Annotated in this window: 14 protein-coding genes; 5 read left to right on the top strand and 9 right to left on the bottom strand. The window is 63.4% G+C overall.

The window, feature by feature from the left end; all coding sequences use genetic code 11:
- Positions 1-27 precede the first annotated feature (27 nt).
- From puuE to uraH, 3 genes are all read right to left on the bottom strand, one after another.
- Positions 28-954, bottom strand: a complete 927-nt coding sequence (puuE, locus tag C0V76_RS07625) for an allantoinase PuuE (protein WP_101941799.1) — start codon at positions 952-954, stop codon at positions 28-30.
- Positions 955-1,094: 140 nt separating this feature from the next.
- The gene (locus tag C0V76_RS07620) at positions 1,095-2,288 is read right to left on the bottom strand and encodes a urate hydroxylase PuuD (protein ID WP_101941798.1); all 1,194 of its coding nucleotides are present in this window, start codon (positions 2,286-2,288) and stop codon (positions 1,095-1,097) included.
- Positions 2,289-2,625: 337 nt separating this feature from the next.
- Positions 2,626-2,973: a hydroxyisourate hydrolase gene (uraH, locus tag C0V76_RS07615; protein WP_101941797.1), complete on the bottom strand. Its 348-nt coding sequence runs from the start codon at positions 2,971-2,973 to the stop codon at positions 2,626-2,628.
- A 140-nt stretch (positions 2,974-3,113) separates the two neighbouring features.
- On the opposite strand from uraH, the gene uraD reads away from it, so the two are divergent.
- On the top strand, positions 3,114-3,644 hold the full coding sequence (uraD, locus tag C0V76_RS07610) for a 2-oxo-4-hydroxy-4-carboxy-5-ureidoimidazoline decarboxylase (RefSeq protein WP_101941796.1): 531 nt from the start codon (positions 3,114-3,116) through the stop codon (positions 3,642-3,644).
- Here uraD and C0V76_RS07605 read toward each other — a convergent pair.
- Positions 3,633-4,628, bottom strand: a complete 996-nt coding sequence (locus C0V76_RS07605; protein WP_101941795.1) for a LysR family transcriptional regulator — start codon at positions 4,626-4,628, stop codon at positions 3,633-3,635. The genes uraD and C0V76_RS07605 overlap by 12 nt on opposite strands.
- A gap of 336 nt (positions 4,629-4,964) precedes the next feature.
- Here C0V76_RS07605 and C0V76_RS07600 point away from each other — a divergent pair, with 336 nt between their 5' ends.
- From C0V76_RS07600 to C0V76_RS07590, 3 genes are all read left to right on the top strand, one after another.
- Positions 4,965-5,996 (top strand): ABC transporter substrate-binding protein, encoded by a 1,032-nt coding sequence (locus tag C0V76_RS07600; RefSeq protein ID WP_101941794.1) that lies wholly within the window; start codon positions 4,965-4,967, stop codon positions 5,994-5,996.
- Positions 5,997-6,084: 88 nt separating this feature from the next.
- Positions 6,085-6,864, top strand: a complete 780-nt coding sequence (locus C0V76_RS07595; RefSeq protein WP_101941793.1) for an ABC transporter ATP-binding protein — start codon at positions 6,085-6,087, stop codon at positions 6,862-6,864.
- 1 nt (position 6,865) lies between these two features.
- Positions 6,866-7,645, top strand: coding sequence for an ABC transporter permease (locus C0V76_RS07590; protein WP_101941792.1), 780 nt, complete (start codon positions 6,866-6,868; stop codon positions 7,643-7,645).
- Positions 7,646-7,703: 58 nt separating this feature from the next.
- Here the strand turns inward: C0V76_RS07590 and C0V76_RS07585 are convergent, their stop codons facing one another.
- From C0V76_RS07585 to C0V76_RS07570, 4 genes are read right to left on the bottom strand one after another with little or no spacing between them, the layout of a single operon-like run.
- Positions 7,704-8,792 (bottom strand): FIST N-terminal domain-containing protein, encoded by a 1,089-nt coding sequence (locus C0V76_RS07585; protein ID WP_101941791.1) that lies wholly within the window; start codon positions 8,790-8,792, stop codon positions 7,704-7,706.
- A complete protein-coding gene (locus C0V76_RS07580) occupies positions 8,789-9,199 on the bottom strand; it encodes a PhaM family polyhydroxyalkanoate granule multifunctional regulatory protein (RefSeq protein ID WP_101941790.1) in 411 nt (136 codons plus the stop codon). The genes C0V76_RS07585 and C0V76_RS07580 overlap by 4 nt, the downstream gene beginning before the upstream one ends.
- A gap of 29 nt (positions 9,200-9,228) precedes the next feature.
- Positions 9,229-11,175: a response regulator gene (locus C0V76_RS07575; RefSeq protein WP_101941789.1), complete on the bottom strand. Its 1,947-nt coding sequence runs from the start codon at positions 11,173-11,175 to the stop codon at positions 9,229-9,231.
- Positions 11,172-12,032 (bottom strand): ABC transporter substrate-binding protein, encoded by an 861-nt coding sequence (locus tag C0V76_RS07570; RefSeq protein WP_101941788.1) that lies wholly within the window; start codon positions 12,030-12,032, stop codon positions 11,172-11,174. The genes C0V76_RS07575 and C0V76_RS07570 overlap by 4 nt, the downstream gene beginning before the upstream one ends.
- 332 nt (positions 12,033-12,364) lie before the next feature.
- On the opposite strand from C0V76_RS07570, the gene C0V76_RS07565 reads away from it, so the two are divergent.
- On the top strand, positions 12,365-13,018 hold the full coding sequence (locus tag C0V76_RS07565) for a response regulator transcription factor (RefSeq protein WP_101941787.1): 654 nt from the start codon (positions 12,365-12,367) through the stop codon (positions 13,016-13,018).
- A gap of 17 nt (positions 13,019-13,035) precedes the next feature.
- Here the strand turns inward: C0V76_RS07565 and C0V76_RS07560 are convergent, their stop codons facing one another.
- The gene (locus tag C0V76_RS07560; protein WP_101941786.1) at positions 13,036-13,734 is read right to left on the bottom strand and encodes a ParA family protein; all 699 of its coding nucleotides are present in this window, start codon (positions 13,732-13,734) and stop codon (positions 13,036-13,038) included.
- Positions 13,735-13,802: the final 68 nt, after the last annotated feature.

The following is a 13,802-nucleotide window of genomic DNA, read 5'->3' as shown; positions in this document are numbered from 1 at the left end:
AATCCCCTACGAAACGCCTGCCCCGCCTCAGCGCGGTGCCGGAAATTTCTCGCGCCAGTGGCGCGCAATATCAACGCGGCGAGTGACCCACACCCGGTCATGCTTTTCGATGTGGTCGAGGAAATCGATCAGCGCCTTCATGCGCCCCGGCCGGCCAAGCAGGCGGCAATGCATGCCGATGCTCATCATCTTCGGTGAGTCTTCGCCTTCGGCGTAGAGCACGTCAAACGTGTCACGCAGGTAGGTGAAGAAATCCTGCCCCTGTGAATAGCCTTGCGGTAGCGCGAAGCGCATGTCATTCACGTCCAGCGTGTAGGGCACGATCAGCTGCTGCACGGTGTCGCCGTCAGTCTTCTGCACCGGTAGCCAGAACGGTAGATCGTCGCCGTAGTAGTCGCTGTCGTAGAGAAAACCGCCATGATCTGCCACCAGCCGGTGGGTGTTGGGTGAATCGCGGCCGGTGTACCAGCCCAGCGGGCGCTCGCCGGTGAGGCGGGTGATGATGTCCATGCCGACCTTCATGTGCTCGCGCTCGGTGGCTTCATCCAGATTCTGGTAACTGATCCAGCGCCAGCCGTGGCAGGCGATCTCGTGGCCCAGCTCCCTGAAAGCGGCGGTGAGCTCCGGGTGGCGTTCCAGCGCCATGGCGATGCCGAACACGGTGAGCGGCAGGCTGCGTTTTTCGAACTCGCGCAGGATGCGCCATACGCCGGCACGCGAGCCGTATTCATAGATCGACTCCATGCTCATGTGGCGATCCGGGAAGGCCGGTGGTGCGAACATTTCGGAGAGAAACTGTTCGCTGCCGGCGTCGCCATGCAGCACCGAGTTCTCGCCGCCTTCCTCATAGTTGAGCACAAACTGCACGGCGATCTTCGCTTTGCCGGGCCAGTTCGCGTGCGGGGGATTGCGGCCGTAGCCGATCAGATCGCGTGGGTAGTTTTTCGTCGTCATTCTGAGCTTTCAGCCTGTATGCGTAGCCCGGATGTAGGCGGAAAGCCGAAATCCGGGAGGACGCCTCCCATGGACCGCGCCAAGCCCCGGATTACGCTGCGCTGCATCCGGGCTACGCGTGTTCTGCGTTTGCGTCAGCCTCACTTGGCTCCGGCCGCGAACCAGGCGCCGATCTTGGCGCGCTCGTCATCGGTCATCTGGGTCATGTTGGCCAGTGGCATGTTCTTCAACTGCACCGCACGTTCAAAGACGCGCTGGGCATGTTGCTTGACGCGTTCTGGCGTATCCAACATCACGCCCATCTGGGCCACCGGCATGATGTTCGGATGCTCGGCGTGACAACCGGCGCAGCGGGCCTGGGCTATCTGGGTGATTTCGGCCAGCGTGGGGGCCGGCGCCGCATCGGCTGCCGGTTTCGGCAGGGGCTTGGGTGCGATCCACACCAGCACGCCGAAGATGATGGCGAGGCCGGCAATCGGGAACTCCCAGCGCACCACCTTCTTGTGACGCAGGTTGAAGAAGTGACGGATCAGTACTGCGCCGAGCATGATCAGCACCAGCACCAGCCAGGCATGCGGATGGTTGTAGGTGCTGGCGTAGTGGTTGCTGATCATCGCGAACAGCACCGGCAGGGTCAGGTAGTTGTTGTGGTAGCTGCGCTGCTTGGCACGCTTGCCCCAGATCGCCGGCACTTCGCCGCCCTGTTTCATGACCGCGACCTGGCGGCGCTGAGCAGGAATGATCCAGAAGAACACGTTGGCGCTCATGGTGGTGGCGATCATCGCGCCAACATGGATGTAGGCCGCGCGGCCGGCCAGCAACTGGGTCAGCACAAAGGCCACCAGGGTCACGAAGGCCACGTAGATGATGGCGAACAGCAACTGGCTGCGTTCGATCAGGAGGCGCGCGAGCTGGTCATACACGATCCAGCCCAGCACCAGGGTGCCAATGCCGATGCCTACCGACTGGGCCGGGGTGATGCTCGAAACACTCGGGTCCACCATGAAGGTGGCGGCCTGGAAGTAGTACATCACCGAGATCAGCAGGAAGCCGGTGATCCAGGTGGTGTAGCTGGGCCAGAAGAAAAAATGCAGGTCTTCGGGCAGATGCTTGGGGGTGTTGGCGTATTTTTGCGGGTTGTAAAAGCCGCCACCATGCATGGCCCACAGCTCGCCGCCGACGCCGTCTTCGATGAGTTTCGGATCGGTGGGGGTCTTGAGGCTGTTGTCCAGCCATACGAAGTAGAACGAGGCTCCGATCCAGGCAATGCCCACGATCAGGTGCAGCCAGCGCAAGAGCATGCTGCTGGCATCGATGAGGTAAGAGAACTCCATGGTGATGCTCCAGTGAATCAAGACGCCTTTTGACGCGGCATCCGCACGACCCGCCCTTGATGTCGATTTCGTCGTGCACGTTCGCAAAAGGGGCGGGAAGCTACTGCGCGCTCCAATCCTGCGAAGCGATGCTCGCCGTACCCGAGTACGGCTGCGCTTCTCCTCACAGCCTTGCAGCGCTCGCGACGCTTCCCGCTCCCTTTGCGGCATTCCTGTTGTGCAGAGTCTGCACAGCAACGGTTTTCTTCAGAGCAACTTCAGTGCCCGCAGTAGGGCGGAGTGCAAACTCCGCCGGTTTATTTTCGTAGAGCGGCCAGAGGCCGCTCCTGCATGAGCGTCACGAACCCCGGTACGTCGAATAACTCCACGGCGAGACCAGCAGGGGTACGTGGTAGTGACCAGCCGGGTCGGCGATACCGAAGGCCAGCGTGACTTTGTCGAGAAACGGCGGCTCAGGCAGTTCCACCCCACGTGCGCGGAAATACGCGGCGACCTCGAAGACCAGTTCGTAACAGCCAGCCTGCAGCGCGTCGCCGCTGAGCAGGGGCGAGTCACAGCGGCCATCACTGTTGGTCATGCTGGTGAATAGCGGGCTGGGGTCACCGGCCTTGTGCAGGCTGAAAGCCACGCCGGCGGCTGGGCAGCCGTGGGCAGTGTCGAGTACGTGGGTGCTGAGGCGGCCCATGGGCATGCTCCGTAATATTTGCAGTCGATTATAGGAAGGAGGCCGGAGCGAACGGTCGCATACCGGGTATTCACGCCGGCACATTGCCGCAGCGTTTCCCTGCCGCATAAGCTGGAAGTGAACTCTTGTGTGATGACGCCATGCCGACGCTCAGCCTTTCTGCCCTCTCCGCGCTCGACCAACCCGCCTTCGTGGCGGCGCTGGAGGGCATCTTTGAACACACGCCTTGGATCGCCGCCCGTGCCTGGCAACAGCGCCCCTTCACCAGTCTGGTGGCGCTGGAGAAAAGCCTCGCGGCCGTGCTGCTTGCAGCCAGCGAAGCGGAGCAGCTGGCGCTGATCCGTGCCCACCCGGAGCTGGCCGGCAGGGCTGCGATTGCCGGTGAGCTGACGGCCGAATCGACGCGCGAGCAGGCAGGGGCCCGGCTCGACGCCTGCAGCCCCGAAGAGTTTGCCCGGCTGCAGGCGCTCAACGCTACCTACAACGCCCAGTTCGGCTTTCCCTTCATCCTCGCCGTGCGAGGCTTTGATCGCGCCGCGATCATCGAGCGTTTTGCTGCGCGGGTGCTGCACAGCCGCGAAGATGAGTTCGCTGAAGCCTTGCGACAGATCCTGAGGATTGCCTCGCTGCGCCTGCAGGAGCGGTTTCCAGCGCACCGTTCAGACCAGTGAGGGCAGGCGCTGCGGCGCCGTCGGGATGCTCGGCAGGGCACGCGAGGGCGGCTGACCGGCGTAGTTGCTGCGGATCAGGCTGACCAGCTGTTCGCGGAACCAGCGGCATTCTTCGGCCTGGTGGCTGCGTTCGTGCCATAGCAGCGAGAAGGCCATCAGCGGGTACTCCATCGGCGCGCGGGCGAGGGCCAGCGGCAGCCGACGCGCGAAGTGCTCGGCAAAGCTGCGCGGGCAGGTGAACAGCATGTCGGACTCCAGCAGCATGTAAGGCGCAAAGCTGAAGTAGGGCACCCAGGCCACCACGTTGCGCTTGAGCCGCTCGCGGGCCAGATAGGTATCGATCACACCACGCTGGCCCACCGAGTAGGGTGTGGGCGCCAGATGCTCGGCCTCCAGGTAGCCCTTGGCCGTGAGCGGGCGGGCGGCCAGCGGATGGTCCTCGCGCATCATGCATACCACTTCATCTTCAAACAGCGGGGCGAGGCGCAGCTGCTCGGGCGGATGCGGCCAGTTGCCGATCACCACATCCAGCCGGCCTTCGGCCAGCGAGCTGGCGAAATCCTGCTCCGGGCTGAAGGAGTGGAACACGACCTGGGCTTGCGGGGCGAGGGTGTGAAAGCGCGAGAGGATGTGGCCCAGCAGGGTCGGGTCGAGGTAGTCGGGCGTGGCCACATTGAACGTGCGGCGGGTGCTGGCCGGATCGAAACGGTCCGGGTTGGTGGCGATCTGCTCGATGCTGGCGAGGGCCTGACGCACCGGTTCGAGCAGCGCTGCACCACGTTCGGTCGGTGTCATACCGTTCTTGCTGCGCACCAGCAGCGGATCGCCGGTCAGATCACGCAGGCGGCGCAGGGCCGTGCTGACGGCGGGCTGGGACTGGTTCAGGCGCCGTGCAGCCTGAGAAACGCTGCATTCGGTGAGCAAGAGATGCAGCACGCGCAGCAGATGAACGTCGATGGAATCCCACAGATGGGTGTTGGACATGAGCTTTCTCCTTGGCTATGCCCTCACCAAGGCAATCTGCGTGCCATGTTCCGCACAGACTTGGCTTGAACCCGCGCTTTCGGGCACCCGGCGCAGCTTCTGGCGCTATAAAGGCTGCCGCATAGGGTTCATGTCCCTGCGCGCATCCCGCCCTCGGATTGCGCCGGGCTGGCACCAGTCTGGCACGCAGGCAGGCCTGTTTGCGCGGGGATACGCTGCCGCATGCACCAAGTTGGTGTGTGTGTCCGGCGCTAAAGCCCCGCAGCCTGCGGCTCGGGCGTGGCACAGCGATTGCTGAAGGAGTGGTGTTGTCTTTTCAATCCACCGGAGTGCCCCATGAACAAGTCTTTTTCCCGCCTGGCCCGTCACGCTGTCGTGGCTCTGGCTCTCGGCTGTGTGGCCGGCAGTGCCCTTGCCCAGGATCTCACCAAGCTCAAATTCACGCTCGACTGGCGCTTTGAAGGTCCGGCAGCGCCCTTCCTGCTGGCCAAGGCCAAGGGTTACTTCGCCGCTGAAGGCCTGGACGTGACCATTGATGCCGGCGCGGGCTCCGCCGGGGCGTTCACTCGCGTGGCAACGGGCGCGTACGACATGGGCTTCACCGATTTCAATGCCCTGGTCGAGTACGACGCCAAGAACCCGGAGTCGAAGCTGCAGGCGTTGTACATGGTGTACAACTACACGCCGGCGGCCGTGGTGACGCTCAAGAAGTCCGGCATCACCAAGCCCGCCGATCTGGTTGGCAAGACGCTGGCCGCACCGGTTTTTGACGCTGGCCGCAAGGCTTTCCCGGCGTTCGCCAAGTCCAACAAGTTCGATCCGGCCAGTGTGAAGTGGCAGACCGTGGATCCGGCGATCCGCGAAACCCTGCTGGCCAAGGGCGAGGTGGATGGCATCACCGGCTTCTCCTTCACCAGCGTGCTGAACATGGAAGCGCGCGGCGTGAAGGAATCGGACCTGTCCGTGATGCTCTACAACGATTACGGCGTGGAACTGTACGGCAACGCCATCATCGCTTCGCCGAAGTTCCTGGCCGAGAAGCCCAAGGCGGTCGAAGGCTTCCTGCGTGCTTTCAACAAGGCGCTCAAGGAAGCCATCGCCAACCCGGATGAGGCAGCTACTTACGTCAAGAAGCAGGATGCCCTGGTTGATCTGGCGCTCGAGACGCGTCGCCTGAAAATGGCGCTGAACTCGGTGGTGGTGACGCCCGAAGCCAAGGCTAATGGTCTGGGCAGCGTGACCGAGGAGCGCATGCGCAAGTCGGTGGCCGAGACGGTTGCTGCATATGACCTCAAGACCACGCCGGATGCCAAGGAACTCTTCAACCCCGCTTTCCTGCCGGCCAAGGCCGAGCGCATGGTGAAGTAAGGCAGTACCCGCAAGACCTCATCACAACAAGGGCGGGGCGCGCTGCAACGTGACCCGCCCATCTATCCAGAATACAGAGAGCCCGATCATGAGTTTCGTGGAGTTCGAGAATGTCAGCCTGCGCTACAGCGAAGGCGGTCCGAAGGCCATCGAGGATGTCAGCCTGCAGATCGAGGAGGGTGAGTTCGTTGCCGTCGTCGGTCCCTCCGGTTGCGGCAAGTCCACCCTGATGAAGTTGATTTCGGGGCTCAAACCGCCCTCCGAGGGCTATGTGTACGTGAATGGCCGCCAGGTCGGTGGCCCGCTGGGCATCGTCGGCATGGCCTTTCAGGCGGCCAATCTGCTTCCCTGGCGCACCACGCTCGAGAACGTGATGTTGCCGATGGAAATTGTTGAGCCCTATCGTGGCCAGCTGCGCGCTCGCCGCAAGGAATTCGAGGAAATGGCCCGCGAGCAGCTCAAACGCGTGGGCCTGGGGGGCTTCGAGGACAAATATCCGTGGGAGCTCTCCGGCGGCATGCAACAGCGCGCCTCGATCTGCCGCGCATTGATCCACAAGCCGCGCCTCTTGATGCTCGATGAGCCCTTTGGCGCGCTGGACGCCTTCACCCGTGAAGAGCTGTGGTGCATGTTGCGTGATCTGTGGCAGCAGCAGCCCTTCACCGTGATCCTGGTGACTCACGATTTGCGCGAGGCGGTGTTCCTGGCTGACACCGTGTACGTGATGAGCAAGCGCCCGGGGCGCATCCTGGTCAAACGCCAGATCGACCTGCCCCGCCCGCGGGAGCTTGAAGTGACCTATACCGACGCTTTTTCGGCCCACGTCCATGTGCTGCGCGAGGCTATCGGCCGCGTGCGGGAGAGCTGAGATGAAAAAACTATCCCCCAAGACCATCAGCCGTCTGGCCCCCTGGCTGCTGACCCTTTTCGTGTTGGTGTGCTGGGAAGCCATCTGCCGCGGTTTCTCTATCCCGACCTATCTGATGCCGGCACCGAGCCAGATCTATACCACTGGGATTGAGCTCGCCGGACCGATCATGGAGCACGCCACCCATACCCTGCTGACCACGCTGGCGGGCTTTGCCGTGGCCGTGGTGGTAGGGGCCGTGCTGGGCATGATCGTCGGCTCCTCGCCGGTTATCTACAAGGCGGTTTATCCGATGCTGGTGGGCTTCAACAGCGTGCCCAAGGTAGCCTTCGTGCCGGTGCTGGTGGTGTGGTTCGGCATTGGCACCGTGCCGGCCATCCTGACGGCCTTTCTGATCTCTTTCTTCCCGGTGGTAGTGAACGTCGCCGCTGGTCTGTCCACCTTGGAGCCCGAGCTGGAAGATGTGCTGCGCTCGCTGGGTGCCTCGCGCCTGGACATCTTGCGCAAGGTCGGCCTGCCACGCTCGATGCCCTTCTTTTTTGCGTCCTTGAAGGTGGCGATTACGCTGGCCTTCGTTGGCTCGGTGATGTCCGAAACCGTGGCCTCCAACGTCGGCGTCGGCTACCTGATGATGAGCGCCAGCTCGTCGATGAACATGCCCTTGGTGTTTGCTGGCCTGATCGTGATCGGCATCATGGGCGTGATCATGTACGAGCTGTTTGCACGTCTGGAGCGGCGCCTCACCGGCTGGGCCAATCGCGGCCAGAACGCTGCCCACTGAAGTCGGCTCAGCCCACAAAAAAGCCGCCCTTGGGCGGCTTTTTTGTGGGCCTGCGGTTTCATACGAACAGGGTCAGGCTGCCGGTCTGGCCGTAGAGTCGGCTGCCGGCAATCTCGCCGGCGGCAAAGAATCCGGCCAGCGGGATATCGCCGAACACTTCTCGGATGGCGCGGATCTCGGTTTCATCGTCGTCGAACATGATGCCGCCGCGCCCGGCACAGCTGACGTAGATGCCGCCGGCAGGCGGACGCGGGCAGGCGTCGCGCAACTCCTGCAGCATGTGCTGCAGATCCTCGCGCGCGGCGGCTTCGTCGCGCTTGAGAAAGACCATGTGCTGCCCCGCATCGACCGATTCGGTGATGGCCAGGCGGCCGGTGCGGACATCCAGTGCCACGATGCGTCGGGCGGCGAACTGGCGGCGATCCGAATCATCGTCGGTGAGGCCTACCAGCAGGGTACTCACGGCGCGGCGCAGATCGGCGCCAAGGGCCGGGCCGGCGGCTTCGCGGAACACCTCAACTGCCGGGCGACCATCGATGCGCTCGATCAGGGTGTCCTGCGCGGCGGTGATGCGCCAGTTGCCTGCCAGTGGCAAGCAGCCCTGGCTCACGCCGGTGAGGGTCTGGATGTCCTTGCTGAAGGCCACGCCGGATAGGCCGCCCGTGAGCGGCTCCTCGGCGATCTGCCAAGCTTGCTGGCGCGCGCTGGCCAGACCACCGGCGAGCTGGCCGCCACGTACCTTGAGACTCATGTCCGCGACCAGCTCACCCATGTCCGGCGTTAGCGGGTCGCCATGAACCAGTGCCGCATAGGCCGCGAAATCACGCGGCAGCGGCTTGCGGCCGGAGAACACGCGGAAGGAGTCGAGCGGGAAGGCGCCTAGCATCACCGAAATGCCGGGCGCATCCAGTGCCGCGCCTTGCGTGCCCAGAACGCCAACGCCGGTGGCGCCGACCCATTCAAGCACTCCAGTGTGCTGGCGCAGGCGCGACAGGATGGGCTCCAGCGCGAAGGCGAAATGATCCGAGACGTAGAGAAAGCCAAGATTGGCCTGAGCCAGCCGGGGCAGGGCAGCGATGACGGCATGCAGCGCGTCTTCCCAGCCAGCGGCATTCGCCCAAGCACTGGCGAAACGCGGTGAATTCATGGTTTGCCGGGTTTAGCAGGTTTGGCGGTCTTTTCCGGAGTGTCTGCCGGAGCCGCTGTGGTGGAGGAGGGGGCTGCCGGGGTGGGTGTTTCGCTGTTGGCGAAAGGCCAGGACCACAGCGCCGGATTGGCGAAAGGATTGGCATTGCCCTCACCTTCGCCGGCCTTGCTCATGGCCTGCATGGCGACCAGGGTGGAACGCTGCACTTCGAGCCCCTGGATGCTCATCTGGAGCATGCCCAGATTCATCTTGAGCCAGCCTTCGACCGCCTGCAGATCCTTGATGCGGCGCTCCAGTTCATCCACGTCCAGAGTGGGGGTGACCATGCCAGGCAGACCGACGCCCATGTTGCCCCACATCTTGCGGATGAATTCGAAACCGTCTTCCTGACTGCTGTTCGTGGACATGAATATCCTCCAGGCGATCTAGCGGACGATCATAGCGCTTCGTTGCGGACTGCGGGCGTCGTGGTCTGCGTGTTGCGCGAATTGAGGAGGTGGGCGAGGGCTGCGCGCAGCTTGGCCGGGCGGACCGGCTTGTGCAGCAGCGGTACGCCGCGCGAGGTGGCTTCCTGCAGGGTTTCCGGGCCGGTATCGCCAGACAGCAGCAGGGCCGGCAGATGGGCGCCAAAGCGGGCGCGCATGTTGGCGATGATGTCCAGCCCGGTGTGCTCGCCAGGCAAACGGTAGTCGCTGACCACCACTTCCGGTTCCAGCTCCATTTCTTCCAGTGCGTCCAGAATGCCTTGCAGGCTGTCGCTGGCGACCACGAAGCAGCCCCAGGCACGCAGCAGGCCGGCCAGGCTCTCCTGGGCCAGTGCGTCGTCATCGACCATGGCGATGATGCGGCCGAGGAAGTCCTGCTCCGGCAGCGGCTGGCTGTGATAGCTGGCTTCGGCCGGCACCAGCGGGGCTACCACACCGAACACCGAGCCGCGCCCGGGCTCCGAGCGCAGGGTGATCGGGTGGTAGAGCAGGTCCGCCAGACGCCGTACGATGGCCAGACCCAGGCCGAGGCCTTTGCTGCGGTCACGCGCTGGGTTATCGAGCTGCACGAACTCCACGAAGATGCTGGCCTGATTTTCGGGTGCGATGCCCAGGCCGCTGTCGCGGACCTCGATCAGCACATGGTCGCCGCGTTTGCGGGCTGCCAGCATGATCGACCCCTTGGGCGTGTAGCGCAGGGCATTGCCGACAAGGTTGATCAGGATGCGTTCAAAGAGCAGCGGGTCGCTGTGGATCCACAGTTGAGTGGAGCGCACGCGCAGGCGCAGGCCGCGTTCCTGGGCGGCATGGGTGTAGTCATTGCCGATGCGCTCGAACAGCGGGCCGAGCGCGAAGCTGCGCGGTGCCGAACTGACCACACCGGCATCGAGCTTGGAGATGTCGAGCAGGCTGTCGAGCAGGTTCTCCATGGCTTCGGCCGAGGCCGCAATGCGCTCGATTAGCAGACGGGTGTCCGGGGTGTGTTCCTTGCGCGAGAGGTCGGCAATGAACAAGCCCAGCGCGTGCATTGGCTGGCGCAAGTCATGGCTGGCTGCTGCCAGGAAGCGGGATTTGGCCATGTTGGCGCGTTCTGCTTCCTCGGTGCGCTCGCGCAACTGCAGGGTGGCGGCAGAGATGCGCTGCTCCATGTTGCCGCGCGCCACCGCGAGGTGGCCAGCCATCTCGTTGACTCCTTCCGCCAAGCGCCGCAGCGAGCCGCGGCCCTCGATCGGCACCCTTGTGGTGAGGTTGCCGCGACCGATATCCGCCATGGCCTGGGCAATGCGCTGGATGGGCGTGCTCACTGAGCTGCTCATCAGCACTGACAGGGCGATGCTGCCCGCCAGCACCAGCACCAGCGTGGTGAACGCGGTGGCAATCTGGCTGAGCTTGCGGTTCTCCAGGGTCTCGCGCGAGATCAGCACCACCACTTCGCCGAGTGCCCGGTCCTCTGCGGGTAGCACGCCGGTCAGGGTGTAGGGATCATCCTCCAGCGAATGGCTATGGCGCACGGGTTCGGCAATCCGCAGCATCTGGCTGCTGATGGCCTGCACATCGGCTTGGCTGGGCTGTGTCGAGCTGCCTGCCGGATGGGTCTGTAGTCCGGAAACCGCCATCAGGCTGCCGTCACTGTCGTAGATCGCCACACCGTAGAGGTCGGCCGCATTGAGTGCCGAGGCGGCGAGACGCTGCAAGGCATCGCGGTTGCCGGAGAAAAGCCCGTATTCCGCGGTTGCGGCGAGCTGGCGAGCCAGCGCCTGGCCGCGCTGGGTCAGCGCCTCTTCAAGGTCGGAGATGCGCGAGAAGGTCAGCAGCGCGGTGAGCAGCACGCCCAGTACCAGTGTCGGCACGAGCGCAACGATCAGGACGCGGGTCCGGATATCCCAGTTCAGCTTCATGGCTGGCGCTCCAGTTTTTCCAGTCTTTCGCGAAGGGCGGTACTGCTGTCGAGGTTTAGCCCGAGGGAGCGGGCCACCCGGTCATTGATCCCGATGCTGAACTGGCGTGGGTATTGGGCGGGCAGTGCGGTCGAGCCGTTCAGCAGGTTGCGGGCGATGTCGGCACACTGACTGGCGAGCTGCTCGGGCGAGGAGTACAGCGAGAGCACTGCGCCTGCGCTGACGTAGGCTGCAGAGAAGCCAATTACCGGCACCTTGCGCCGGAAAGCGCCGAGTAGGATGCCGGGCAGAGTGTGGGCGTTGAAGATCGAGCTGTCCGGCGTGGCGAGCAGCACACCACCGTCCGGGAAGAGCTTCTGCAGCGCCGGCATGATGTCACTTTCGTCCGCGATCAACTCGTTGTGCCCGCGCAGGTGTTGCTCGCGTGCTGCCTGCATCAGACGCGCTACGCCATCCTGGCTGTCGCGGCTGCTGAGCATGCCGACACGCTCAAGTTCCGGCAGCGCCAGGCGGATCAGGCTGATGTAGCGTGCTGGCGGCTGGTCAATGAAAACGGCACCAACGCGTGTGCGCTGGCCGCGCAAGCGTTCGAAACTCTCGCGCGGCAGCATGCTCAGAAGTAGTGGCGGAGTGCTTTCCAAAGCGAGCAAGGCAGCAGCGGCCCGACTGCCAACGCCGACGACCAGACTGGCCTCGCTGAGTGCGTTGGCCGCCAGTTGGGCGACTTCGATCACTGAGATCTGCATACCGGGCTGGCTGCGCAATACCTGGTTGCTGAAAGTCTGGGCAAATTCCTGATGAACGTGCCCTGATTCGCTGAGCACTACTACGATTGAGGCCGCATGGGCGGCACTCATGAGCGCGCTGCACGCAAGGCAAGCAAGCAGCAGAAGGACGCGCCAGAGGCTCTTCAAGCGCAACGTGCGCACTCCCGGAGCAGACTTTTCGCAGCAGGGGGTGATACGTTGAATGGGGCGGGCATCAGCGTGGATGCCTGGATTTTGGTGGGTGTCATATTCAGTCCCGAAGGATACAAGAGTGGGGCTTGTCTGATGCTGCCGCAGAGCCGGAAATCCCTCTTCAATACCCTGCCCACTCGGGTAGTCCCGGACAAGCGGATCAGCGCGAAGTGAGGTGGGAGCGTAAGATTTGCGGTCGAACAAAATTCGCGGCCTTGCAGGGAATTGTCATGGAGTCATGTCGGGTACTGGTGATCGAAGACCATGCGCTGGTGCGCGAAGCCTTGGTGCGGGCGCTGGATCAGCTCGGCATGCCGTGCGAGCAGGCTCAGGCCGCCTGCGCGGCCGAAGCCATGGCACTGATCGAATCCGGGCAGGAGTTCGATCTGGTTCTGACCGATCTGATGCTCCCGGATATGAGTGGTTTTTCGTTGGTATCAGTGCTGGCGCACCGCTTTCCGACCATTCCGGTGGTGGTGGTTTCGGCGCTGGCGGATGAAGCGTCGGTCAAGCGCGCACTGAAAGCCGGTGCTGCCGGCTTCATTTCCAAGGCCTTGTCATCCGACAAACTGGTGGAGTCGATTCGTGCCGTGCTTGAGGGTGGAATGGTAACGCCCGAATTCCAGCAGGCTCCAGCTACCGTGCAGCGCTCCCCGCGTCGGCGTGGCATCGATTCGCTTTCCGAACAGTATGGACTTACCTCTGCGCAGACGCGGGTGATGGAGCTGATGGTCGAGGGACGGACCAATCGCGAGATAGCTGATTTGCTGGGGCTCGCCGAGGGCACCATCAAGGTGCACTGTTCGGCCATCCTGCGGGCGCTGGGCGTTCCGAATCGGGCCCAGGCACTCGTGGTGCTGGCCCGTCAGGGGCTGCGCGCCTGATTCTTGCATCCGGTCGTTCAGGCGTGGGCGGCCTGGCTTTCCCGCTGGTCGACCATGCGCTGCAGGCGGCGTGAAGCGCCAATGGCAGTCTGTGCTTCTGGCAGGGCCGCTCCCCCGTTTTCAAGGATTCCCAGTGTGTAGCGTGCGATCGCACGGCAGGCATTGTTGAGCGGCGTTGGCAGATTGTCCGCTGGCGGTTGCTGTAGGAGCAGCTTGGACGAAGAAATCGAGAATACCGGCGCCAGCACTCGACCGCGGAACTCCGCCGGGATGGATTCGAGTAGGCGTACCGACGCTTTGTATTGCCAGGGGTTTGTTGGCCATTGCGAGGGCAGGGCGTAAGCGTTCGGCAGGCGTGCCAAGTCGGCACAGACTACGCGTAGATCCTCAGCTGAGTCCCGAAAGGGGAGCAGAACCAGATCCGCCTCGGCGTGAAGGGCTGAGTCTGTATCCAGGCTGTTGGCGCCACCATCAATGACTCCAACCCAGTTATCGCGCTCGCGCAGTGTGGCAAGAATCCGGTTGCGTGCTGTGGCTGAACGTCCGTCGGCATACACATAAGGCAGGCTGTGGGCGGGCGGAGGTTCGCGGCAGATATCGGTCATCACGCAGGCTGCGCGTCGGCCAATCAGGCCAAGTCCATAACACAGCATATGGGATAGCGTGGTTTTGCCACTTCCGCCCTTACTGCCGATGATGCAGATGATGTCAGCCATATTGCTTCTCCATAGCCTGCTTAAGGCGCAGGTTTAATCAGTCTGGATCATGCCCGCCCGATGTCTAG

Origin of the sequence: Uliginosibacterium sp. TH139 (assembly GCF_002855595.1) — a bacterium.
In the GTDB taxonomy this organism is placed as follows: domain Bacteria; phylum Pseudomonadota; class Gammaproteobacteria; order Burkholderiales; family Rhodocyclaceae; genus Uliginosibacterium; species Uliginosibacterium aquaticum.
Note: the sequence above shows the minus strand (reverse complement) of the source record. Positions and strands in the feature narration are given on the sequence as shown.

Coding starts and splice junctions, on each gene's coding strand:
- puuE (WP_101941799.1), bottom strand. CDS start 954: ATGACGACGAAAAACTACCCACGCGATCTGATCGGCTACGGCCGCAAT.
- C0V76_RS07620 (WP_101941798.1), bottom strand. CDS start 2,288: ATGGAGTTCTCTTACCTCATCGATGCCAGCAGCATGCTCTTGCGCTGG.
- uraH (WP_101941797.1), bottom strand. CDS start 2,973: ATGGGCCGCCTCAGCACCCACGTACTCGACACTGCCCACGGCTGCCCA.
- uraD (WP_101941796.1), top strand. CDS start 3,114: ATGCCGACGCTCAGCCTTTCTGCCCTCTCCGCGCTCGACCAACCCGCC.
- C0V76_RS07605 (WP_101941795.1), bottom strand. CDS start 4,628: ATGTCCAACACCCATCTGTGGGATTCCATCGACGTTCATCTGCTGCGC.
- C0V76_RS07600 (WP_101941794.1), top strand. CDS start 4,965: ATGAACAAGTCTTTTTCCCGCCTGGCCCGTCACGCTGTCGTGGCTCTG.
- C0V76_RS07595 (WP_101941793.1), top strand. CDS start 6,085: ATGAGTTTCGTGGAGTTCGAGAATGTCAGCCTGCGCTACAGCGAAGGC.
- C0V76_RS07590 (WP_101941792.1), top strand. CDS start 6,866: ATGAAAAAACTATCCCCCAAGACCATCAGCCGTCTGGCCCCCTGGCTG.
- C0V76_RS07585 (WP_101941791.1), bottom strand. CDS start 8,792: ATGAATTCACCGCGTTTCGCCAGTGCTTGGGCGAATGCCGCTGGCTGG.
- C0V76_RS07580 (WP_101941790.1), bottom strand. CDS start 9,199: ATGTCCACGAACAGCAGTCAGGAAGACGGTTTCGAATTCATCCGCAAG.
- C0V76_RS07575 (WP_101941789.1), bottom strand. CDS start 11,175: ATGAAGCTGAACTGGGATATCCGGACCCGCGTCCTGATCGTTGCGCTC.
- C0V76_RS07570 (WP_101941788.1), bottom strand. CDS start 12,032: ATGAGTGCCGCCCATGCGGCCTCAATCGTAGTAGTGCTCAGCGAATCA.
- C0V76_RS07565 (WP_101941787.1), top strand. CDS start 12,365: ATGGAGTCATGTCGGGTACTGGTGATCGAAGACCATGCGCTGGTGCGC.
- C0V76_RS07560 (WP_101941786.1), bottom strand. CDS start 13,734: ATGGCTGACATCATCTGCATCATCGGCAGTAAGGGCGGAAGTGGCAAA.